This is a genomic window from Chromobacterium violaceum ATCC 12472 (assembly GCF_000007705.1).
Lineage (GTDB): Bacteria > Pseudomonadota > Gammaproteobacteria > Burkholderiales > Chromobacteriaceae > Chromobacterium > Chromobacterium violaceum.
Map to the genome: position 1 here is coordinate 3,657,647 of NC_005085.1, position 22,235 is coordinate 3,679,881.

Consider the following 22,235-nt stretch of genomic DNA (forward strand, 5'->3'; position numbering starts at 1 on the left):
CTTCGCCGGGGGCTTTTTTGCCGTCACTCCAGATAATGCGCCGCCACGCGCGCGCCGGTGCCGTCGTCGCGCAGCTGCTTGAACGCGGCGCCCAGCTTTTGCGCCAGATCGTCCGGCATCCGCCGGCTGCAAGCCAGATAGATGCCGGTGCTCTGCAGCTTCATCACCTCGCGCACCGGCACCGCGCCGCTGCCCTGTTTCTTCACCAGGTAGCGCGCCACCGGGCTATGCACCGCCCAGACATCGGCGACGCCGCTGCTCAGTTCCCGATAGGCGTCCTCGGTGGTCGGCAACTCGGAAAACGCCACCTAGTGGAGGCGCAGCCAGTCCGCCATCGACGAGCCCAGCAGCGCCACCACGCGCAAGCCCTTCAGATCCGCCACGCCCCGAAGCTGCAGCTTGCTGCCGGCGGCCACGAACAGGGACTGGCTGCTCTCGTCCATCAACCCCACCCAGCGATAGGTGTCCTCGCGCTTGGGCGAACGGGTCAACGGCAACAGGCAACCGTTTTCCTCGGCCTGCACCTGCAGCTGCGCCCGCTTCCACGGCAGGTCGACGTATTGCGCGTGAACGCCGCTGCGGGCAAGCGCCTGCCCCAGCAAATCGATGGCGATGCCGTGCAGCGCATGATCGTGCCCCTCGCGGATCACGAAAGGCGGGTAGTTGATGGTATACAGATTGATGACGGGTTCCGCCCGGCAGAAGGAACCAATGCAACACAAGCCAAGCCAAAGCCATTTCCTCATCGCGGCGCCCCGTCGATCCGCTCGCCGGGACTGCGGCCCGGCAGGCGGACGATGATAGAATCCCAAACCATGTCCCTGCGTACTCTTATTCTTTGTAGCAGCTTATTGCTAGCTGCCTGCGCCACGCCATCCGCGTCGAACGCGCCGGCTCCCGCCGGCTATTACCGCGTCCAGCCGGGCGACACGCTGTACCGCATCGCGCGCCAGAACAAGCAAAGCGTCGCCAACCTGGCGCGCTGGAACCAGCTGGCGGACCGCTCAAGCATCCAGGCCGGGCAGCTGCTGCGGATCCAGCCGCCGGCCAGCGCAGCCAGGCCGCCCTCGGCCGGCAAGCCTTCCGCGTCCAAGCCGGCGGAGACCCGGCCGGCGCCGCCGCCGGCCAAGCTGGACATCAAGCTGCAATGGCCGGCCGACGGCGCGCTGATATCCGGTTTCGACGGCAACCGCAACAAGGGGCTGGACCTGGCCGGCAAGGCCGGCGACCCTGTGCGCGCCGCCGCGGCGGGCAAGGTGGTGTACGCCGGCAAGGGCATACGCGCCTACGGCAATCTGCTGATCGTCAAGCACAATGAAAACACCTTGACCGTCTACGCCCACAACCAGAAGCTGCTGGTGCAGGAAGGCCAGCAGGTGAGCGCCGGCCAGCAGATCGCGACCATGGGCGACTCCGGCGCCAACCGGGTCAAGCTGCATTTCGAGCTGCGGCTGGGCACCCGGGTGGTGGACCCGGCCGCCTACCTGCCGCCGCGCTGAGCCAGGGCCAGACTTGCCGGGACGCGCGCGGGCTCGGCTGACGGCGCTTGCGCGCCCAGGCGGCTTGGCCTAACCTCGCCGCTGTCGCACCGCTCCAGACCTAGAAAAATGAAAAAGCTTCCATTGATGCTGTTGTGCTCGCTGCTGGCCGCCTGCGCCGGCACGCGCCCCGCTCCGGCCTCCGCACCGCTGACGTCTCCCGAAACCGTGCCGCCCGCGGCCGATGCCATGCAGCCTCTCCCGCCGCCCGTCGAACCGCCCCCCGCCGCGCCGGCCACGCCGCCGCAGAACAGCGCGGCCAAAACGCCGCCGGTTTCGCGCGCCTTCATCGCCGCCGCGGTCCCCAGCGGCGCGCGCGACCGCCAGGGCTGGATCGCCGACATCGACGGCGCCTTCCGCCACCTGCAGATTCCCGCCACCGCCGACAATGCCTGCGCGCTGGCGGCGGTGATCGAGCAGGAGTCCAGCTGGCAGGCCGATCCGGTGGTGCCTGGCCTGCCCAAGATCGTCTGGGGCAAGATAGAGGAGCGCGCGCACCGCTACCTGGTGCCGCTGACCGTGGTGAAGGGCGCGCTGTTGAAAACCTCGCCCAACGGCCAGAGCTACAAGACGCGGATAGACAACCTGCGCACCGAGCGCGAAATGAACCTGCTGTACGAAGACATGTCGCGGGAGGCGCAAAAACTGGGCCTGCCGATGGAGATGAAGAACCCGATACGCACCGGCGGGCCGATGCAGGTCAGCGTGGAATTCGCCGAAGGGCACGCCAGGGTCTGGCCCTATCCCTATCCGGTGCAGGGCAGCATACGCCACGAAGTGTTCAGCCGCCGCGGCGGCGTCTATTTCGGCGCCGCCATCCTGCTGCAGTATCCGGCCCCGTACCGGGACATGCTGTACCGCTTCGCCGATTTCAACGCCGGCCGCTACAGCAGCCGCAACGCCGCCTTCCAGGCCGCGCTGTCGCGGCTTTCCGGCCGCAAGCTGGCGCTGGACGGCGACCTGTTGAACTACCAGGGCAAGGCCGCCTCCGGCAGCCAACAGGCCGCGCTGTCGCTGGCCGGCCGGCTGGGCATGAGCGCCGCCGCCATCCAGCGCGATCTGCAGCTGGAAAAGAACGCCGCCTTCGGGCAAACCCCGCTCTACCGGCAGGTGTTCGCGCTGGCGGACAAGCAGGCTGGCCAGGCGCAGCCGCGCGAGCGGATGCCGCAGATCGACCTGAAAAGCCCCAAGATCAGCCGCAAGCTGACCACCGAGTGGTTCGCCAAGCGGGTGGACGGCCGTTACCGCCAGTGCCTGGCCCGCGCAGCCGGCGCGCGCTGATGCGCTGGCGCTGACGGCGTCATATAATGCCCACGCAACGGCCGGCCCCTCCGGCCGTTTGTGCATTCAAAAAAAACAGCGGCGACGCCGCATTTGCTCAGGTTGAACCCATGCCTTCCACTTTTTCCTATTTCCGCGGCTCGCTGATCTTCAGCGTCGCCGTGCTGGCCGCCGTCGCCTGGTACGGCCACATGCGCGGCGGCGCCGAGCTGGCCGGCGCCTTCCTGCTGACCACCGCGGTGCTGGCGGTGCTGGAAACCAGCGTCTCCTTCGACAACGCGGTGGTGAACGCCACCGTGCTCAAGGCGATGAGCCACCGCTGGCGGCAAGTCTTCATGACCGTGGGCATCGCGGTGGCGGTGTTCGGCATGCGCGTGCTGTTCCCGCTGCTGATCGTGTCCACCGCCGGCGGCGTATCGCTGGCCGAAGCCTTCGCGGTGGCGACCCGGCAGCCGGAACGCTATCAGCAGATCATGCACGACAGCCATCTGATGATCATGGGCTTCGGCGCCACCTTCCTGCTGATGGTGGTGATCGAATATTTCGTCCAGCACGAGAAGGACGAGCACTGGCTGCCCGGCATCGAGCCGTTGCTGGCCAAGCTGGGCAGCGTGGAGAACGCCCAGTCGCTGGTCACCATCCTGGTGGTGGCCGCCATCGCCGCGCTGCTGCCGGCCGGACAGAAAATGGCTTTCATCAGCAGCTGCTTCTGGGGCTACGTGGTGTTCATGGTGCTGCACATGTTCAAGCAGCTGTTCGGCGGCGTGGACATCCAGACCGCCGCCGCCAAAAACGGCCTGATCGGCTTCGTCTACCTGGAGGTGCTGGACGCCAGCTTCTCCATGGATGGCGTGATCGCCGCCTTCGCCATCACCAATGATTTCTGGCTGATCGCCGCCGGCCTGGGGATAGGCGCGATGTTCGTGCGCTCGCTGACCCTTTACCTGGTGGAGCGCGACGTGATGAGCCAGTTCAAGTATCTGGAAGTATCGGCGTTCTGGGCGATCGCCGCGCTGGTGGCCATCATGTTCGCCGCGGCGCTGCACGTGGAGCTGGGCGAAGTGGCGACCGGCCTGATCAGCGTCGCCATCATCGGACTGGGCGTGCTCACCAGCCTGCCTTCGCGCAACAAGCGCTGAGCCGCTGAGGCTGCCAGGAAAAAGGCCGGGGTTTCCCCCGGCCTTTTCCATCCCGACTCGGCGCCCCGCGCGGGGCAACCTGGTCAGGCGGAAGTGCTCAGCAAAGCGCCGACGCCCGCATGGGCGCCGGGCTGGTTCTGTTGCAGATCCTTGGCCAGGTTCTGCAGAAACGTCTGCAGGGAAGACGACTGCCCCGATTGCCCGCCGCTCAGGCCCAGCGCCTGCTGCAGGCTCTGGAAAGCCGACTGGATGCCCGAGGCGGCGTCGTTTTGGGTGCCGTTGGCCAGATCCTGCAGCAGCTGCTGCAGATTGTTCTGCAGGCCGCCGTAGGCGCTGCCGCCGACCGCCGCGCCGCTGTCCTGGTCCTGTCCGCCGCTGTCGACGTCTCCGTCATTGTCGGAAGCGGAGCCCGAGCCGCTGGCGGAGGACGCCCCCTCCTGCCGCAAGGCCTGGAACAATGAATGGATGAAGGCGTGCACCGCTTGCCCGGTGTTGCCGGCCGCGCCCACCGCGCCGGCGTCGCCGCCGCCCGTTGGGCCTCCGCTGTCGCCGCTCGAGCCGGCGGACGCCTGCTGCAACAGTCCCGATTGCTGCAGCGCCTGCAGCACGCTCTGCGTCAGCTCGCCGCCGCCTCCGCGATGCCGATGGCCGCCGCCCTGAACCGCGCCGCCGCCCTGACCGGCGTCGGACGAGAAGCTTTCCTGAATGTCGACCTGTGTGTACTGCAAGGAAATGGAGCTGTTGCCGAGAGAACTGACTGACATGACGCTCTCCTTACCTGGATGACGGAACGGCCCGCGCCCAGCCTGCGCTGATATCGGTATATCGGCACCGAAGGCCCGGCGCACAGCGACAAAGTGCAAATCTTTGTTAATTCAAGCAAAACACCAGAAATGCCATTGCGCAAGCCCGAATTGCGTCACCCATGCCCCGGCCGGTCCGAATGGCCGGGGGCATGCGACAAAGCCGACCGCCCCGCCCCCAAGGGCCAGACACGGTCGGCTTTTCATCGAACAAGGCTCAGATGCCGGCCAACAGCCACATCGCCGCCAGCGTGCCCGCCGCCGCCACGCCATAGGTCAGCGCCTTGGCCAGCGGGCCGCCATGCACGCCGACATCGTGCAGACTGTGATAGATGCGGTGCGCCGCATGCCACAGCAGCAGGCTGATCAGTCCCCACAACACCAGCTTGCCGGTCAGGCTCTGCGCCAGCGCCAGCGCGCCCTGGTAGCTGGCGGCCTTGGCCGGCAGCCAGCCCAGCGGCGCGGCGAAGCCGGTGATGGCCACCAGCATCGGCCCGAACAGCGCGGCCAGCATGCCGCCTGCGCCGAACAATCCCCAGAAGATGGGCGCGTGGGAACGCTTCAATTGGCGGTTTTTCATTGCGAGATCCCCCATACGACGCCCAGCAAGGCCAGGCTGGCCAGCAAGGTAGCGGCGAAGCCCCCGGCTGTGATGGCGGTGGCGGAGACGCGCCTGCCGCCGATGATCAGCGGCGGCAAGGTGCGCGGCATGATCTTGAACCAGGTGTAGCCGTGATAGCCGATCATGGCGAGCAGGATCAGGTGCAACAGCATGGACAGCGGGCTTCGCAGCGCGGCGACGAAGCCGTTCCACGCCGCCTCGCCCTGGCTCAAGCGCCACAGGCCGAACAGCAGCACAAAACCGTAGGCGGCGACGAACAGCGCCGTGCCCTCGTGGATCATGTACTCGATGAAGTAGGGGTTCTTCTTCCACCAGCCTTCCATCGGCCGGACGTAGGGCTTGCGCTTGCTCATTGGCATGCTCCCTTAGGTCTGACGAATCGCAGGAAATAGTCCTTGGCCACTTCGGTCTTGTTCAGGTTGACCGCATTGGCCGGGTCCACCGCCTTGGGACAGACTTCCGAGCAGTAACCCACAGCCGTGCAGTTGAACACGCCCTCCTGCGCCGCCAGCAGCGCCATGCGCTGTTCGGACGCGCCATCGCGGCTGTCCTGGTTGTAGCGGTGCAAGAGCGCGATGGCGCCGGGGCCGAGGAAATCCGAGTTCAGGCCGTATTGCGGACAGGCGGCGTAGCACAGCAGGCAATTGATGCAGCCGCTGAACTGGGCGTACCAGTCCATCTGCGCCGGCGTCTGCTGGTACTCGCCCTCGGACAAGGGCTTGTCTTCCTTGGGCACGATATAGGGCGTGATGCTTTCGAGTTTGTCGATGAAGTCGTCCAGCACCACCACCAGATCGCGCTCGATCGGGAAGTGGTTCAAGGGCTCGATGCGCACCCTGCCCGGATAGTCGCGCAGAAAGGTCTTGCAGGCGAGCTTGGGCACGCCGTCCACCATCATGCCGCAACTGCCGCAGATGGCCTGGCGGCAGGACCAACGGAAGGCCAGCGTGCCGTCGAGATAATCGCGGATGTATTGCAGGCCCTGCAGCACCGACATGTCGTCGCTGTACGGCACGTCGAAGCCTTGCAGCCACGGCTCCTTGTCCTGCTCGGGCCGGTAGCGCAGCACCTCGATATGGATGGTTTTGTCCGTCATGCCTGTTCTCCTTGTTCTGCGGCCACCCCCGCCGCGCCATAGGCGCGCACGCCGGGTTGGGACGTGGTGATCTTCACTGCGCCGTACTCGATGCGCGGCCCGGCATCCGGCTGATAAATGGCGTGGCTGTGCTTGAGGAAGTTGGCATCGTCGCGCTGCTCGAAGCCGTCCAGCCGCTGGTGGGCGCCGCGCGATTCCTTGCGGTGCAGCGCCGAATGCGCCATCGCCTCGGCCACGTCCAGCTGGTAGCCCAGCTCGATGGCCAGCAGCCAGTCGCTGTTCCACACGCTGGATTTATCTTCCACATTGACGTTCCGGAAGCGTTGCTTGAGCTCGGCCAGCTTGTCGCAGGTGGCGCGCATGCTGTCTTCCATGCGGTAGATGCCGCAGCCTGCCTCCATGGTTTCCGCCATTTCGCGACGCAAATCGGCGATGCGCTCGGTGCCGTCCTTGGCCCGCAGCGCATGCAGGCGGGCCTGGACCGCCTCCGCCTGCTTCAGCAGCGACTCCCGCTTGGCGGGTTTGCAGTCGCGTGCGAAACGCGCGGCCTCGACGCCGGCCACCTTGCCGAACACCGACAGCTCGGCCAGCGAATTGGAGCCGAGACGATTGGCGCCGTGGATGCCGACGCTGGAGCACTCGCCCGCCGCGTACAAGCCAGGCATGGGCGCGGCGCAATGTCCGTCCACCAGGATGCCGCCCATGGTGTAGTGCACTGCCGGCCGCACCGGGATCGGTTCCTTGGCCGGATCGATGCCCAGGAACTCCTCGGCCAGTTCGCAGATTTGCGGCAGCCGCTCGCGCAGCTTGGCATGGCCCAGGTGGCGCAGGTCCAGGTATACGGCGGAACCCCATGGTCCCTGCACGGTGCGGCCCTTCTGCTGCTCGTACCAGAAGGCCTGGCTCAGGCGGTCGCGCGGGCCCAGCTCCATGAACTTGTTGCGCGGCTTGTCCTCGGCCGGCCCCAGTCCATAGTCCTGCAGGTAGCGGTAGCCGTCCTTGTTGATCAACAGGCCGCCCTCGCCGCGGCAGGCCTCGGTGAACAACAGCCCGGTGCGCGGCATGCAAGTAGGGTGGTACTGGACAAACTCCATGTCCCTGAGCGGCACGCCGTGGCGGTAGGCCAGCGCCATGCCGTCGCCGGTGACGATGCCGCCATTGGTGTTTTCGCGGAACACCCGCCCGGCGCCGCCGGTGGCCATCACCACCGCGCCGGCCTCGATCAAGACGGATTCGCCGCTGGCGATCTCGATGGCCAGCACGCCGCGCGCCTGGCCATCCTCGACGATCAGGTCGGCGCAGAAGTATTCGTCGAAACGCTGGATCTGAGGAAACTGGATCGAGGTCTGGAACAGCGTGTGCAGCATGTGGAAGCCGGTCTTGTCGGCGGCGAACCAGGTCCGCTCTATCTTCATGCCGCCGAAGGCGCGCACGTTGACGCTGCCGTCGTCCTTGCGGCTCCACGGACAGCCCCAATGCTCCAGCTGCACCATCTCTTCCGGACACTGGCGGACGAAATACTCGACCACGTCCTGTTCGCACAGCCAGTCGCCGCCGGCCACGGTGTCGTGGAAGTGGGCGTCGAAGCTGTCATGATCCTGCTTCACCGCTGCCGATCCGCCCTCCGCCGCCACCGTGTGGCTGCGCATCGGATACACCTTGGACACCAGGGCGATCTTGAGCTTGGGATCGAACTGCGCGGCGGCGATGGCCGCCCTCAGGCCGGCGCCGCCGGCGCCGACAATCACTACGTCTGCTTGGCAGGTCTTCACGGACTCCCCCTCGTCAGAAATAAAAATGTGTCAATGCGTAGGCCGCCAACGTGGACACGCCCACCCCGATCAGGCCCGGCATCATGAAACTGTGGTTGAGCAGATATTTGCCGATGCGGGTGGTGCCGCTGCGGTCCATATTGATGGCCGCCAGGTCGCTGGGATAAAAGGCGAAAAAGAAATAGGCGTAACAGGACGGCATGATGGCCAGCAACTGGTGCGGGGTCAGCCCCAGCGCCAGGCCGAACGGCACCATGATGGTCAGCGTGGCGGCCTGGCTCTTGACGAAGGCCGACACCGCGAACATCGCCAGCGCGAAGGTCCACGGCGCGTAGGCCACCATCACCTTGATGTTGTCGACCAGGAAGGCCTCGTTGGCCTTGACGAAGGTGTCGCTCATCCAGGCGATGCCGAAGATGGACACCACGGCGATCATGCCGGCGGTAAATACTTCGGAGCGGGCGATCACGGCGGCCTTGGCCTTGGACAGGAACAGGATGAAGGCGCCGAAGGCCAGCATCACGAACTGCACCGCCGTCGTCATCGGCACCGGCTTGCCCTTGCCGTCCAGCGGCAGCCAGTGCGGGAACAGCGCCAGCAGCACCACCAGCAAAATGCCGGAGAAGAACAGGACCACCGCCGGCTTGGCGTGGGCGGGCAGCGTCTTGTCCAGCGTGGTCACCGATTTTTCTATCGACGCGCGGAAATCCGGGTCCAGCAGCCGCGCCTGGTATTCCGGATCCTGATCCAGTTCGGCGCCGCGCCTCAGGCTCCAGAAGGCGGCGGCCAGCACGCCGACCAAACCGGCCGGAATGGTCACGATCAGAATCTGCCACAAGCTCAGCGGCTGCCCGCTCTTGGCGGTCAGCGCCAGCAGCGTGGTCACCGCCGCCGCCGCCGGGCTGGCGGTGATGCCCATCTGCGAGGCCACGCTGGCCATCGCCATCGGCCGCTCCGGGCGGATCTTGGTTTTCAGCGACACGTCGGCGATCACCGGCAGCAGCGAATACACGGCGTGGCCGGTGCCGACGCACATGGTGAGCAGAAAGGTGGACAAGGGCGCGAGGAAGGTGATCTGCTGCGGATGCCTGCGCATCAGCCGCTCCGCCTGCTGCACCAGGAAGTCCAGCCCGCCCGCCACCTGCAGCGTGGCCGACGCGGTCACCACCGCCAGGATGATCAACATCACCGTGATCGGCGGCTCGGCCGGCGCCACCCGGAACACGAAGGCCATCACCGCGACGCCCAAGCCGCCTATCATCCCCAGCGCCACGCCGCCGCGCCGTATCCCGATCAGGATGGCGGTCAGCAGCAACGCGAATTCAATCCAGAAAGTCCACATGCCTGCTCTCCGTGGCCGCCCGGCCGGCTCCGGATGAGCCGGGCCGGAAACGCAGCCGCTTGCTATTGCGACCGTTTATAGGACATGCGCGGATGCGGATGGTAGACCTTGATCAAGCAAGCAGGACGCGGGTTGACAGGATATGAAGACGGCATGGCGAATCCGAGCCAAGTTTGAGGCAGGACAAACAAAAAGCCGGCGCAAGGCCGGCTGGGAGGAGCGCGATCGGGTGGCGGACGCCATTACACGCGGTAGCTGCTGCCGGTCATCACCTTGGCCGACAGCTTCATCGCCGCCTTCACGGGCGCGGGCAATTCCGCCGCGCCCAGCTCATGCGCCATTTCGGCGTGCTGCAACTCGTCGTCGCGCATCTGGCGGACGATGGCGCGGCTTCGGGCGTCATCCGGCGGCAAGGCGCTCAGATGGCTGTCCAGATGGGCGCCGACCTGGCGCTCGGTTTCCTGCAGGAAGCCCAGATTCCATTTGTCGCCCAGCACGCCGGCCGCCACGCCCAGCGCCAGCGAGCCGGTGTACCACAGCGGATTGAGCAGGCTGGGCCTGCCGCCCAGCTCGCGGATGCGGCGCTCGGTCCAGGCCAGGTGCTCCACCTCTTCCTGCGCCGCCTGGCGCAGCGCCTCGCGCGCCGACGCGTCGCGCGCGGTCAATGCCTGCCCCTGGTACAGCGCCTGCGCGCACACCTCGCCGCAGTGATTGACCCGCATCAGTCCCAAGGCATGCTTCTTCTCCGCCGCGGAAAGATCCGCCTCGGCGATATCCTGGTCCGGATGCGCGCGGCCGCTGTGCGCCGGCGCGCAGAGCGTGCGCAGCCCCTTGTCCAGTTCGGTGATCAACTTGTCCAGCATCGGGCGGTCTTCCTAGCGAGCGTCGTCAAACCGGCGATTATACCTTGCGGGCACAGCGCCGGCAGCTGCTGATATAATCGGCCGGTTAAACCCGTTCATCTACATCAAACACGAAGGATTGCGCGCAATGAACCTCGCAAGCATCGGCCCGGGCAAGGACATGCCGGGCGACTTCAACGTCGTCATCGAAATCTCCGCCAACGCCGCTCCGATCAAGTACGAATTCGACAAGGACTGGAACACGCTGGTGGTGGACCGCTTCATGGGCACCTCCATGATGTACCCGGCCAACTACGGTTTCGTGCCGCAAACCCTGGCCGGCGACGGCGATCCGGTGGACGTGCTGGTGGTCACGCCGTTCCCGTTGCCGCCGGGCGTGGTGGTGCGCTGCCGCGCGCTGGGCCTGATCAAGATGGAAGACGACGGCGGCGTGGACGCCAAGCTGGTCGCCGTCCCGGTCGAGAAGCTGTGCCCGATGTACAAGTCCATCCAGAAACTGGAAGACCTGCCGGAACTGCTGCGCAACCAGATGGTGCACTTCTTCGAGCACTACAAGGACCTGGAAAAGGGCAAGTGGGTCAAGATCCAGGGCTGGGGCACGCTGGAAGACGCCAAGACCGAACTGGTCGAAGGCATCGAACGCTTCGGCAAGTAAGCTGCCTCCCGCGCGACAAACCGGCCACCTGGCCGGTTTTTTTATCGCCCGGCTGATGCTGCATTGCACAATATTCGCATTCCGCAGGATAATGGTTTGCCGTGGCCGGTGATATCTGCCACGCTTTCCATGCAACCTCGCTTCATGGTGGTCCGTGGTATCCGAATGATGGCCGTTTCCTATCGCATAGGGGAGCACGCTCCCCATCTTCCCTGGTTCTTGCGCCGGCTTGCCGCGCAAGGACTGGCGGCCGCGCCGGCAGACAATCGCCCCCTGCGGCTGCCCGCCGATTGGATCGGCCTGGAGTTTGCCGACGGCTGGCTGGATCTGGGCCGCGACGGCGACGCGGCGCTGGCGGAGCGGGCCGCCCATTGCCGCGCCATCGGCCTGCCTTTCGCGGAACTGGCCGGCGACTGGATGCCCGCAGGCGGCGAATTCGGCTTCATGTTGCTGGTGGGCGACGCCCCCCTGCCCGGCTCGCAGGCGCGCGCCGGACTGGACGCGCTGGCGCCCCAGCCCGGCTGCTGGCTGCATAGCGGCCCCGTCCACAGCGCGCGTTTCTGCCAGCGCGCCTTCGCCGGCCTGCTGCACGCGGGCCTCTTCTCCTTGCCTCCGCCAGACGGCCAGCCGCGGGCGCTGGACTGGGAAGGCGCGCTGCGCCGGCAATGGGCGCTGGCCGACAAGCTGCGCGCGCTGGCCGAAGCCTACCTGGCCGAGCGGGTCGGCCAGCTCCCACCGTATCCGGCCCACGCCCCCGACGCCGCGGCCCATTACGCGGCCAATCTGGCCAGGACCATCCTGCTGGCGATGCCGGATGGTCAGGACTGGGCCGCTTTGCAGGATGAACTGGCCGCCAGCCCGCAAGAGCCATCCGGCGCCAGGAAATGAAAAACCCGCCGCGGCATGCCGTCGGCGGGAATGACTTGACCAGAGCGCGCGGGATCAGGCGGCGCTAGAAGCGGTCTTCTTGCTGCGGGACACGGCGGCGCTGGCGGCCTTCGCGGAATTGGTGGCGGCTTCGACGCCGGCTTCGGCGATCTCGGCGCTCACTTTTTTCGCGGTCTTGGACACGCTTTCAAACGCGGCGGTGGAGGTGTTCAGCAGGGTCTTCAGCGCGGCGACGGCGATGTCTGAGCCGGCCGGCGCGTTCTTGGACAGGCGGTCCAGGCCGGACTGCAGCGCCTTGCTGTTCTCGGCGATCTGCTCTTCGACGAAGCTGCTCAGCTCGTTCTGGGTGACCAGCGCGGCGTCGTAGACATTGCGGGCTGCGGAAAAAGCCTGGTCCAGCGCCGGCTGCGCCAGGTTGCTCTGCAGTTCGCCCAGCGTTTTGGCGTCCTTCACTTCGCTCAGCGCCTTGAAGGTCTCGGCATTGTCGTTCAGCAGTTTGCGGGACAGGTCCAGCTGCAGGCTGGCGAAACGCTCGGCGCCGGCCAGAACGATCGAGGACAGGCGGACGGCCTTGTCGAACTGCGACTGGCCGAGGGCGGAGAGTTCCTGGGTAGTGGTAAACATGTGATCGGCTCCTAGTATGTCGGGTAGACAACGACTCGGTACGGCAGCGACAACACCGCTGTTCCGCGAATGCTGCATTGCAACAAGCACACTTTAACGCCTCGCATTTCGCGCAGTCAAGGATTTGTTGCAACGCACAATGCAGTAAACGGCTATTCCGCCACGGTTTTATCACGCGATTATTCCATAATCATTACAAGGCAACACCTGTCCCCGGAGGCAAGATTCCGACGCGGCGTTTGCGCGCCGCAACAGCATTTTTCGCTCGACCGGCACGCGGCCGCCCTCCGGATGTCTGCATGCCGCCACGGCATGGCCGGCAAGCGGGCCATTGCCATTGAAAGGCCGCGCCCAAGCCAGTACACTCGCCCCATAGAAGAAATCTATCTACCGAATAAAAGCCAGCCCAATGAGCCCCGTGGCCAACGCCTTTGACATTAAATCCGCCAGCCTCGATCTGCTGGCGCTCTTGCTGCGCACCGACAACCTGGACGAACTGAGCCAGGCGCTGGATGCGCGTTTCGGCGACACCAGCGACGCCCCGGCCGAAGCCTTCGTGCTCGACGTGGAAGCGCTGCCCAATCCGACCGAGCTGGACCTCGGCCGCCTGCTGCCGCTGCTCAGCCGCCGCGGCATCCGCGCGGTCGCGCTGCGCCACCCGGACAACGCGCTGGCCGCCGTCGCCAGCCGTTATGGCCTCGCCTTCGCCAACAGCGCCGCCCAGCCGCGCTCGGCGCAGGCCGCCGCGGAACCGGCGCCCAAAGCCGCCGTCGAATCGGCAGCGGCCCCTGCTTCCGCGCCGACCATGATCATCGACCGGCCGGTGCGCGCCGGCCAGCAGATCTACGCCAAGGGCGGAGACCTGGTGGTGCTGGCGATGGTCAGCGCTGGCGCCGAAGTCATCGCCGACGGCAACATACACGTTTATGCACCTTTGCGCGGTCGCGCCCTGGCCGGCGCGCGCGGCAACCACGCCGCCCGCATCTTCGCCCGCAGCATGGAGGCCGAGCTGGTATCCATCGCCGGCGTGTACCGCACGATCGAGCAAGCCTTGCCGGACAGCATTCTGGGCAAGCCCACCCAAATCTATCTTGAGAACGAGCGGCTGGTGATGACCGCGCTCGGCGAGTAACACATCCAAAGGAAAGCCCCGTGGCAAAAATCATCGTTGTGACATCCGGCAAGGGTGGCGTAGGCAAAACCACCACCAGCGCGAGCTTCGCCTCCGGCCTGGCACTGCGCGGCCACAAAACTGCCGTGATCGACTTCGACGTCGGCCTGCGCAACCTGGACCTGATCATGGGCTGCGAACGCCGCGTGGTGTACGACCTGATCAACGTGGTCAACGGCGAAGCCAGCCTGAACCAGGCGCTGATCAAGGACAAGCACTGCGACAATCTCTACATCCTCCCGGCCTCCCAAACCCGCGACAAGGACGCGCTGACGATAGAAGGCGTGGAGAAGGTGCTGAAGGACCTGGAAGAAGCCGGCTTCGACTACATCGTCTGCGACTCACCCGCCGGCATCGAGAAGGGCGCGCTGATGTCGCTCTACTTCGCCGACGAGGCGCTGATCGTCACCAATCCGGAAGTGTCGTCGGTGCGCGACTCCGACCGCATCCTGGGCATCCTGTCGTCCAAGTCCAAGCGCGCCGAGGAGAACCGGGAGCCGGTGAAGGAGCACCTGCTGATCACCCGCTACGCGCCGGGCCGCGTGGACAAGGGCGAAATGCTTTCGGTGGACGACGTGAAGGAAATCCTGCGCGTGCCGCTGATCGGCGTCATCCCCGAATCCCAGAGCGTGCTGCAGGCATCCAACTCCGGCACCCCCGCCATCCACCTGAAGGGCAGCGACGTGGCCGAAGCCTACGGCGACGTGATCTCGCGCTTCCTGGGCGAAGAACGCCCGATGCGCTTCCTGGACGCCCCCAAGGTGGGCATCCTCAAGCGCCTGTTCGGAGGTTAAGCCATGTCACTGATTGATATGATTTTTGGCAAGCGCCAGAAATCCGCCGCCATCGCCCGCGAACGTCTGCAGATCATCCTGGCGCACGAGCGCAACGGCCGCCACGCGCCCGACTATCTGCCCGCGCTGCAGCGCGAGCTGATGGAAGTGATTTCCAAGTACGTGTCCGTCAACCTGGAAGACATCAAGGTTCAGGTCGAGCGCCAGGACGACTACGAGGTCCTGGAAGTCAACATCGTGCTGCCGGAGCACCAACGCTAAGCCATGACGCTGACCGAACTGCGCTACATCGTGGCGGTGGCGCGCGAGCGCCACTTCGGCCGCGCGGCCCAGAGCTGCTTCGTCAGCCAGCCGACGCTGTCGATCGCCATCAAGAAGCTGGAAGACGAGCTGGGCATCACCCTGTTTGAACGCGGCGGCCAGGAAGTGGCCGTCACCGAGATAGGCGAGCGCATCATCGAGCAGTCCCAGCGCGTGCTGGAGGAGGCCGAAGCGGTCAAGCGCCTGGCCGGAGAGCACCAGAACGAGCTGGCCGGGCCGCTGAAGCTGGGCGTGATCTTCACGATCAGCCCCTACCTGCTGCCCAAGCTGATTCCGGCGCTGCGCATCCTGGCGCCGGACATGCCGCTGATCCTGGAGGAGAACTACACCTCCCGGCTGGCAGAAATGCTCAAGCGCGGCGAGGTCGACGCCATCATCGTCGCCGATCCTTTCGAAGAAACCGGCATCGAGGCCTGGCCGCTGTACGACGAGCCCTTCGTCGTCGCCACGCCCAAGGGCCATCCCTGGGAAAAGCAGCAGGCGATCCAGCCCTGCCAGCTGGCCGAGGAAAGCGTGCTGCTGCTGACTCAGGGCAACTGCTTCCGCGACCAGGTGCTGCAGACCTGCAGCGAGCTGTCCGCCCGGCAGAACCACGGCAACAATCTGGCCAGCGCGCTGCAGGGCAGCTCGCTGAACACGATACGCCACATGGTGGCCAGCGGCATGGGCGTCACCGTGATGCCGGCCACCTCGGTCGGCTCCGGAGATGAATCGCTGCTGTCCATCGTGCCCTTCGACTCGCCGGCGCCGCAGCGCCGCGTGCTGCTGGTGACGCGCAAGCAGTTCTTCCGCAAGAAGGCGATCGAGACGCTGCGCCAAGCGGTGTTCCGCTCAGGCCTGCCCGATGTCGTCATGCTGGAAGGCGAGCCGAAGCTGGCATGACGCCGCCATTGCCCGACAAACCCGCCCGGCGTAGCCGAGGCGGGTTTTTCATATCCCAAAGGAGCGTCGCCATGCCGAATCCGAATACCGTCGAACTGAAAGCCTTCATCCCAAGCCGTGACTTCGCCCTGTCCCAGGCCTTTTACCAGGATGTCGGCTTTAAGCGGAAATTCGTCGGCGACGGCATCGCCTACTTCGCGCACGCCGCTTGGAATGGGGAGCTTCAGCGCCGCGGCATCGCCGAGCAATACCAAATGGCAATCGGCGACCTGACACAGCAGCCATGGCGCATGCTGGACTTCACGCTGACCGACCCATCCGGCGTGCTGTGGCGCATCGCGCAGAACCTATGACATTTCTTCGGCATGGATTGGTTTGTTCCGACCCGAAACAATGCTAAAGTCATGAGCTCAACGCCAACCCAAGCGAGAAGAGCGCCATGAACGCCAATCCCCTGCTGCAAGACTGGACCACCCCGCACCAGTTGCCCCCGTTCGAGCAGATCCGTCCCGAGCACTTCGAACCGGCCTTCGACGCGCTGTTCGCCGAACACCTGGCCGAGATCGACGCGCTGGCGGCGCGGGCGGAACCCGCCGACTTCGACAACACCGCCGCCGCCTTCGATCGCTGCGGCCTGAAGCTGGAGCGCGCCCAACTGCTGCTGGACAACCTGACCGCGTCGGAAACCTCGCCCGAGCTGCAGGAAGTGGAGCGCCGGATGGCGCCCAAGCTGGCCGGCCACCGCAGCCGCGTATACATGCACGAGGGTTTCTTCGCCCGGCTCGACGCCGTCCATGCCCGGCGGGACAGCCTGGGGCTGAGCGAGGAACAGGGCCGGCTGCTGGACCTGATCCACCGCGACTTCGTCCGCGCCGGCGCCAAGCTGCAAGGCGACGACCGCCGGCGTTACGCCGACATCGTGTCCCGGCTGGCCGAACTGACCACCGCCTTCAGCCAAAACGTGCTGGCCGACGAAAGCGAATACGCGCTGCAGCTGGGCGAGGCCGACCTCGCCGGCCTGCCTCCCTTCCTGCTGGACGCCGCCCGCGCAGCGGCCGAAGCGCGCGGCTTGCCGGGCTGGGCGATCACGCTGTCGCGCTCGTCCATCGTGCCCTTCCTCACCTTCTCCGCCCGCCGCGAGCTGCGCGAAACCGCTTGGCGCGCCTGGACCGGCCGCGGCGAACACCCGGAGCGCGACAACCGTCCGCTGGCCAGGCAGATCCTGGCGCTGCGCGTCGAGCAGGCCGGGCTGCTCGGCTACGCCAGCTTCGCCGACTATGCGATCGCCAACCGCATGGCCGGCACCCCGGCCGCGGTCCACGCGCTGATGGACCAGGTGTGGGAGCCGGCCAAGGCCCGCTTCGAAGCGGAAAAAGCGATGCTGCGCGAAGAGGCCGCCAAGCTCGGCGAGCCGGCCGACATCCAGCCCTGGGACTGGTTTTACCTGGCGGAGAAAGTGCGTATCGCCCGCTACGCGCTGGACGACGCCGAGATCAAGCCCTACTTCGGCCTGGACAATATGATCGCCGCGATGTTCGACGTCGCCGGCCGCCTGTTCGGCCTCGAGTTCGCCGAACGGCACGACCTCAAGCTCTACCACCCCGACGTGCGCGCCTGGGACGTCAGCCGCGGCGGCAAGGTGATCGGCCTGTTCCTAGGCGACAACTACGCCCGCCAGAACAAGCGCGGCGGCGCCTGGATGCATGTCTACCGCTGGCAGGCCCGCAACGGCGGCGTGGCGCTGCCCATCGTCGTCAACAACAACAACTTCGCCAAGTCCGGCCGCGGCCAGACGCTGCTGAGCTTCGACGACGTGCGCACGCTGTTCCACGAATTCGGCCACGGCCTGCACGGCCTGCTGTCCGATGTCGAATACCGGCTGCTGGCCAGCCCCAACTGCCCATGGGACTACGTCGAGCTGCCGTCGCAGCTGATGGAGAACTGGGCGCTGGTGCCGGAGGTGCTGGAAAAACACGCCCGCCACGCGCAAACCGGCGCGGCCATCCCGGCCGAACTGGTCGCCAAGATCAAGGCGGCGCGCCACTTCAACCAGGGCTTCGAAACGGTGCGCTACGCCGCGTCCACGCTGATCGACCTGGCGCTGCACGAGCGCGCCGACGCCGAGGGCGTCGACATCGCCGCCTTCGAGGCGGCGGAGCGCGAGCGGCTGGGCATCCCGCCGGCGGCCGGCATGAATCACCGCCCGCCCCACTTCGGCCATATCTTCTCCGACGACGCCTACGCCGCCGGCTACTACGTCTACATGTGGGCGGAAGTGCTGGAAGCCGAAGCGTTCGCCGCGTTCGAGGAAGCCGGCGACCCGTTTGATCCGGAACTGGCGGACAAGCTGTACCGCCACATCTACAGCGCCGGCGACGCCCGCGAGCAGCGCGCCGCCTTCCGCGCCTTCCGCGGCCGCGATCCGCAAGCGGAAGCGATGCTGAAAAACCGCGGCCTGCTGTAAGGGACCGAGCCGCCGGGACCGCCCGGCGGCTGCTACATTGCCGCTCCGGCGCCAAGGAATCATCATGAACAACCCGCTGCTGCAAGCCTGGGACACGCCACACCAGCTGCCGCCGTTCGATCTCATTCGCGCCGAGCACTTCGCGCCCGCCATCGAGCAGTTGATGGCCGAGCACAGGCGGGCCATCTCCGCCATCGCCGCCCAGACCGGCCCCGTCAGCTTCGCCAACACCGCGGAAGCGCTGGACGCCGCCGCGCTGCCGCTGAAACGCGTGACGCTGGTGCTGCACAATCTGTGCAGTTCGCACTCCAGCCCGGAACTGCGCGCCGTCGAGCGCGAGCTGGCGCCGCGGCTGGCCGCCCACCACAGCGCCATTTTCCTGGACACGCAACTGTTCGCCCGACTGGACGAGGCGATGCGCGCGGCGCCCGGCTGGGAGTTGAGCGAGGAACAACGCCGCCTGCTGCAGCGCTGGCACCTGGACTTCACCTTGGCCGGCGCCCGGCTGCAAGGCGAAGCGAGGCGCGAATTCGCCGATTGCGTCGCCGAGCTGGCGTCGCTGTCCGCCGCCTTCGGCCAGAACGTGCTGGCCGACGAAACGGAGTACGCGCTCCAATTGCAGAACGAGGCCGATCTCGCCGGCCTGCCCGGCTGGCTGCGGGACGCGTCGGCCCGCGCCGCGCGCGAGCGCGGCTTGGACGGCCACGCCATCACGCTGGCGCGCTCCAGCACGGTCGCCTTCCTCACCCACTCCAGCCGCGCCGACCTGCGCCAGGCGCTGTGGCGCGCCTGGACTTCGCGCGGAACGACACAGGCGCGCGACAACCGCCCTCTGATCCGCCGCATGCTGCAACTGCGCCAACGCCAGGCCCGTCTGCTCGGCTACGCCAATTATGCCGATTACGCGCTGAGCGACCGCATGGCGGGTTCGCCGCAAGCGGTGTACCGGCTGCTGGAGCCGACCTGGGAAGCCGCGCTCGCCCAGTTCGCGCGGGAAAAGGCGCTGTTGCAGGAGACGGCCCGGCGCGAGGGGCTGCCCGATGACATCGCGCCCTGGGACTGGCGCTATCTGGCGGAGAAGGTCAGGCTGGAGCGCTACGCGCTGGACGACGCCGAAATCAAGCCCTACTTCAGCCTGGACAATATGATCGCCGCAATGTTCGATGTCGCCGGCCGTCTGTTCGGCCTGAGCTTCGCCGAGCGCGGCGACCTGCCGCGCTACCACCCGGACCTGCGCGGCTGGGAGGTGCTGCGCGACGGCGCCGTCATCGGCGTGTTCCTCAGCGACAACTTCGCCCGCCCCGGCAAGAAGGGCGGCGCCTGGATGAGCGTCTACCGCGCCCAGGGCCGCCATGGCGGACTGTCTCTGCCCATCGTGGTCAACAACACCAACTTTTCCAAGGGCGAGCCGACGCTGCTGGGCCTGGACGACGTGCGCACGCTATTCCATGAATTCGGCCACGCGCTGCATGGTCTGCTGTCGGACGTAGACTATCAGCGCCTGTCCGGCACCCAGGTGCTGCGCGACTTCGTCGAGCTGCCGTCCCAGCTGATGGAAAACTGGGCCTGGACGCCGGACATCCTGGACAGGCACGCGCGGCACGCAGAAACCGACCGTCCCATGCCAGAGGCGCTGCGCGCCCGCATTCTCGCCGCGCAGAACTTCCAGCAGGGCTATGCCACCGTGCGCTACACGATATCGGCGCTGCTGGATCTGGCGCTGCACCAGGAGGCCGACGGCGTCGACGACCCCGCGGCCTTCGAAACGGAACTATGCCAGCATTACGGCCTGCCGGCGGAAGCCGGGCTTGCCCACTCGCTGCCCCACTTCAACCACCTGTTCAACGGCGGCTACGCGGCTGGCTACTACGTTTACCTATGGGCGGAAGTGCTGGAGGCCGAAGCTTTCGCCCGCTTCGAGGAAAGCGGCGACCTGTTCGATCCGGAGCTCGCCGCCTCGCTGTGCCGCCACATCTACAGCGCAGGCAACGCCCGCAACCCCAAGCAAGCCTTCCAGGCTTTCTCCGGGCGTGAACCATCCGTGCAGGCCATGCTGAAAAAAAGAGGGTTGACCGTCTAGCCGCAGCCGCGCCGCAACACTCATCCCCCTCCCGCGGGCGGGGGAATGAAAATGTCATTGATCTATTCCGCCTCCGCCGGGATACTGACGCATCCGCGGCCTAGCGCTTCGATGCAGACACGCATGCGCAGCCTGCCCAGCGGCCAGGCCTTGGCCTGGGCGCGGTCGGAGACACCGGCCCCAGACGCTTTCCAGCGTCAAGGCGATGATCCGCGAGCGCTGAGCTTCACCCGCGCCGGCGGTCGCCGGCGTCCATCAACCTGAACAGGACATGACATGAGCCAGTCTGTTGCAAGCAAGAAGGAGGCGGAAACCGGGCTGGACACCCGGGCAGCGATCGAGATTTTCTACTACGCGTACAAGGCGCTGACCGCCAAACCGGACGAGATGCTGGCGCGGCGCGGCCTGGCCCGCGTCCACCACCGCATCCTGTTCTTCGTGGCGCGCTACCCCAAACTGTCGGTCAAGGATTTGCTGTCCTTCCTCGGCGTCACCAAGCAGGCGATCAACATCCCGTTGCGCCAGTTGATGGAGATGGAGCTGATCCTCAGCCAGCCGGCGCCGCACGACAAGCGCGTCAAACAGCTGACCTTGAGCGAGGAAGGCGTCAAGCTGGAGGAAAACCTGCACCGCGAACAGCAGCGCGTGCTGCAAAACGCCTTCGACGATTGCGGCGACAAGGCCACCCGCGACTGGTTCATGATCAACGGCAAGCTGTCCGAGCACATGCAGCCCTGATCCCTCCCGCCGCCCAAACAAAAACGGCCCGGAGCATTCCGGGCCGTTTTCATCATTTCCGCCTCAGTCCAGCCGAACGTAGCTGACTTCAAGCACTTCGATGTCCTCGTCTCCATCCGGGCCCCGAAACAGCACGGTGTCGCCCTCGCGCGACTTCAGCAGCGCGCGCGCGATCGGGGATATCCAGCTGATGCGGCCCCTCTGCAAGTCGATCTCGTCGACGCCGACGATGGACAGCCTTTGCTCGCTGCCGTCGCCGCGCTGGATCAGCACGGTGGCGGAGAAGAACACCTGGTCGGTCGCCTCGCGGGCTTCCGGATCCACCACTTCGGCGATTTCCAATCGTTTGGTCAGGAAGCGGATGCGGCGGTCGATCTCGCGCAGCCGGCGCTTGCCGTACAGATAGTCGCCGTTTTCCGAACGGTCGCCGTTGCTGGCCGCCCAGTTCACCACCTGCACGATCTCGGGGCGCTCGCGGTTGACCAGGTGGTACAGCTCATCCTTCAACCGCTGCCAGCCCATGGGCGTGATGTAGTTCTTGGTCGAGCCCGGCAGGCGGCGCTCGGCCGGCAGATCATCGTCCTGCTGCTCGTCTTCTTTGGTAAACGCCTTGCTCATGTCGGTATTCCTGATGAGGATTTCGCCATTATGCCCGAGTCCCGTCCACGGCTCCCAGCCGCGCCAGGCAATGCGGGCGCAGCGACTTGGGCCGCAACTTGACCATGGCCAGTGCCTCGGCATCCAGCCAGACCAGCTCGTAGTGATTGTCCGGCGACAGCTTGGCCAGTTCCGGACCGCCCAGCCTCAGCATGCCGCGGTGCTCGCGCGCGACGAACACATGCTCGGTCCGGCTCTCGCTCTCCAGCACGCACAGCGGGCCTTCCTCCAGCCAGACATTCAAGCCCGTCTCCTCTCGCGTCTCGCGCACGCAGGCCATCGCCGGCGTCTCGTTCCGCTTGATGTTGCCGCCAGGCAGAACATAATACTCCTTGCCCGGCTTCACCCTGCGCATCAGCAACAGCCTGCCGTTCTCGATGATGACGATGGACGCGCGCTGCTTGCGCTGCGCCGCCGGCAAAGGCAGGCCGGCCTCGCATTGACCGAATTCTTCCAACTGACCTCCCGGAAAACAAAAACGGGCAACCGCCAGCCGGCGGTCGCC

At 66.3% G+C, this 22,235-nt stretch carries 25 protein-coding genes; 13 read left to right on the plus strand and 12 right to left on the minus strand.

What is annotated here, in order from left to right; all coding sequences use genetic code 11:
• Nucleotides 1-23: 23 nt before the first annotated feature.
• Both CV_RS24410 and CV_RS24415 read right to left on the minus strand, forming a co-directional pair.
• On the minus strand, nt 24-293 hold the full coding sequence (locus CV_RS24410; RefSeq protein ID WP_158303324.1) for a transporter substrate-binding domain-containing protein: 270 nt from the start codon (nt 291-293) through the stop codon (nt 24-26).
• A 15-nt stretch (nt 294-308) separates the two neighbouring features.
• On the minus strand, nt 309-746 hold the full coding sequence (locus CV_RS24415; RefSeq protein ID WP_080509057.1) for a substrate-binding periplasmic protein: 438 nt from the start codon (nt 744-746) through the stop codon (nt 309-311).
• Nucleotides 747-815: 69 nt separating this feature from the next.
• Between CV_RS24415 and CV_RS16580 the strand changes: the two genes are divergently transcribed.
• The 3 genes from CV_RS16580 (at nt 816) to CV_RS16590 (ending at nt 3,958) form a co-directional block, all read left to right on the plus strand.
• Nucleotides 816-1,499, plus strand: a complete 684-nt coding sequence (locus CV_RS16580; RefSeq protein WP_043598189.1) for a M23 family metallopeptidase — start codon at nt 816-818, stop codon at nt 1,497-1,499.
• A gap of 108 nt (nt 1,500-1,607) precedes the next feature.
• Entirely contained in the window at nt 1,608-2,819 is a 1,212-nt protein-coding gene (locus CV_RS16585; protein WP_011136910.1) for a DUF1615 domain-containing protein, read from the plus strand.
• A 110-nt stretch (nt 2,820-2,929) separates the two neighbouring features.
• Entirely contained in the window at nt 2,930-3,958 is a 1,029-nt protein-coding gene (locus CV_RS16590) for a DUF475 domain-containing protein (protein WP_043596552.1), read from the plus strand.
• A gap of 83 nt (nt 3,959-4,041) precedes the next feature.
• Here CV_RS16590 and CV_RS16595 read toward each other — a convergent pair whose 3' ends face one another.
• The 7 genes from CV_RS16595 to coq7 all read right to left on the minus strand — a co-directional run bounded on the left by CV_RS16595 (nt 4,042) and on the right by coq7 (nt 10,456).
• Nucleotides 4,042-4,722, minus strand: a complete 681-nt coding sequence (locus CV_RS16595; RefSeq protein ID WP_011136912.1) for a hypothetical protein — start codon at nt 4,720-4,722, stop codon at nt 4,042-4,044.
• A gap of 256 nt (nt 4,723-4,978) precedes the next feature.
• Nucleotides 4,979-5,341 carry a fumarate reductase subunit FrdD gene (gene frdD / locus CV_RS16600; protein WP_011136913.1) on the minus strand — a complete coding sequence of 121 codons (363 nt, stop codon included), beginning with the start codon at nt 5,339-5,341 and terminating at the stop codon, nt 4,979-4,981.
• Nucleotides 5,338-5,736, minus strand: a complete 399-nt coding sequence (locus tag CV_RS16605) for a hypothetical protein (RefSeq protein WP_011136914.1) — start codon at nt 5,734-5,736, stop codon at nt 5,338-5,340. The genes frdD and CV_RS16605 overlap by 4 nt, the downstream gene beginning before the upstream one ends.
• Entirely contained in the window at nt 5,733-6,479 is a 747-nt protein-coding gene (locus tag CV_RS16610; RefSeq protein ID WP_011136915.1) for a succinate dehydrogenase/fumarate reductase iron-sulfur subunit, read from the minus strand. The genes CV_RS16605 and CV_RS16610 overlap by 4 nt, the downstream gene beginning before the upstream one ends.
• The gene (gene frdA, locus CV_RS16615; RefSeq protein ID WP_011136916.1) at nt 6,476-8,251 is read right to left on the minus strand and encodes a fumarate reductase (quinol) flavoprotein subunit; all 1,776 of its coding nucleotides are present in this window, start codon (nt 8,249-8,251) and stop codon (nt 6,476-6,478) included. Before frdA ends, CV_RS16610 begins: the two co-directional genes overlap by 4 nt.
• A gap of 13 nt (nt 8,252-8,264) precedes the next feature.
• On the minus strand, nt 8,265-9,593 hold the full coding sequence (locus CV_RS16620; RefSeq protein ID WP_011136917.1) for an anaerobic C4-dicarboxylate transporter: 1,329 nt from the start codon (nt 9,591-9,593) through the stop codon (nt 8,265-8,267).
• Between the two features lie 242 nt (nt 9,594-9,835).
• Nucleotides 9,836-10,456: a 2-polyprenyl-3-methyl-6-methoxy-1,4-benzoquinone monooxygenase gene (coq7, locus tag CV_RS16625; RefSeq protein ID WP_011136918.1), complete on the minus strand. Its 621-nt coding sequence runs from the start codon at nt 10,454-10,456 to the stop codon at nt 9,836-9,838.
• Nucleotides 10,457-10,583: 127 nt separating this feature from the next.
• Here coq7 and ppa point away from each other — a divergent pair, with 127 nt between their 5' ends.
• Together ppa and CV_RS22320 are read left to right on the plus strand one after the other, a co-directional pair.
• Nucleotides 10,584-11,111, plus strand: coding sequence for an inorganic diphosphatase (gene ppa, locus CV_RS16630; RefSeq protein ID WP_011136919.1), 528 nt, complete (start codon nt 10,584-10,586; stop codon nt 11,109-11,111).
• Nucleotides 11,112-11,276: 165 nt separating this feature from the next.
• Nucleotides 11,277-11,999 (plus strand): hypothetical protein, encoded by a 723-nt coding sequence (locus tag CV_RS22320; protein WP_052278866.1) that lies wholly within the window; start codon nt 11,277-11,279, stop codon nt 11,997-11,999.
• Nucleotides 12,000-12,053: 54 nt separating this feature from the next.
• Here CV_RS22320 and CV_RS16640 read toward each other — a convergent pair whose 3' ends face one another.
• Nucleotides 12,054-12,623: a phasin family protein gene (locus CV_RS16640; protein WP_011136921.1), complete on the minus strand. Its 570-nt coding sequence runs from the start codon at nt 12,621-12,623 to the stop codon at nt 12,054-12,056.
• A gap of 409 nt (nt 12,624-13,032) precedes the next feature.
• Here CV_RS16640 and minC point away from each other — a divergent pair, with 409 nt between their 5' ends.
• The 8 genes from minC to CV_RS16680 all read left to right on the plus strand — a co-directional run bounded on the left by minC (nt 13,033) and on the right by CV_RS16680 (nt 21,073).
• Nucleotides 13,033-13,755 (plus strand): septum site-determining protein MinC, encoded by a 723-nt coding sequence (minC, locus tag CV_RS16645; RefSeq protein ID WP_011136922.1) that lies wholly within the window; start codon nt 13,033-13,035, stop codon nt 13,753-13,755.
• Between the two features lie 20 nt (nt 13,756-13,775).
• Nucleotides 13,776-14,588, plus strand: coding sequence for a septum site-determining protein MinD (gene minD / locus CV_RS16650; protein WP_011136923.1), 813 nt, complete (start codon nt 13,776-13,778; stop codon nt 14,586-14,588).
• A gap of 3 nt (nt 14,589-14,591) precedes the next feature.
• Complete coding sequence (minE, locus tag CV_RS16655) at nt 14,592-14,849, plus strand: cell division topological specificity factor MinE (RefSeq protein ID WP_011136924.1); 258 nt, start codon at nt 14,592-14,594, stop codon at nt 14,847-14,849.
• 3 nt (nt 14,850-14,852) lie between these two features.
• Nucleotides 14,853-15,791 (plus strand): LysR substrate-binding domain-containing protein, encoded by a 939-nt coding sequence (locus CV_RS16660; protein ID WP_011136925.1) that lies wholly within the window; start codon nt 14,853-14,855, stop codon nt 15,789-15,791.
• Between the two features lie 71 nt (nt 15,792-15,862).
• On the plus strand, nt 15,863-16,144 hold the full coding sequence (locus tag CV_RS16665) for a hypothetical protein (protein WP_011136926.1): 282 nt from the start codon (nt 15,863-15,865) through the stop codon (nt 16,142-16,144).
• 86 nt (nt 16,145-16,230) lie between these two features.
• Nucleotides 16,231-18,255: a M3 family metallopeptidase gene (locus CV_RS16670; RefSeq protein ID WP_011136927.1), complete on the plus strand. Its 2,025-nt coding sequence runs from the start codon at nt 16,231-16,233 to the stop codon at nt 18,253-18,255.
• A 64-nt stretch (nt 18,256-18,319) separates the two neighbouring features.
• A complete protein-coding gene (locus tag CV_RS16675; RefSeq protein WP_011136928.1) occupies nt 18,320-20,335 on the plus strand; it encodes a M3 family metallopeptidase in 2,016 nt (671 codons plus the stop codon).
• A gap of 276 nt (nt 20,336-20,611) precedes the next feature.
• The gene (locus CV_RS16680) at nt 20,612-21,073 is read left to right on the plus strand and encodes a MarR family winged helix-turn-helix transcriptional regulator (protein WP_011136930.1); all 462 of its coding nucleotides are present in this window, start codon (nt 20,612-20,614) and stop codon (nt 21,071-21,073) included.
• Between the two features lie 63 nt (nt 21,074-21,136).
• Here the strand turns inward: CV_RS16680 and greB are convergent, their stop codons facing one another.
• Nucleotides 21,137-21,691, minus strand: coding sequence for a transcription elongation factor GreB (greB, locus tag CV_RS16685; RefSeq protein WP_011136931.1), 555 nt, complete (start codon nt 21,689-21,691; stop codon nt 21,137-21,139).
• Nucleotides 21,692-21,719: 28 nt separating this feature from the next.
• Complete coding sequence (locus CV_RS22325) at nt 21,720-22,187, minus strand: NUDIX domain-containing protein (protein WP_158303325.1); 468 nt, start codon at nt 22,185-22,187, stop codon at nt 21,720-21,722.
• Nucleotides 22,188-22,235: the final 48 nt, after the last annotated feature.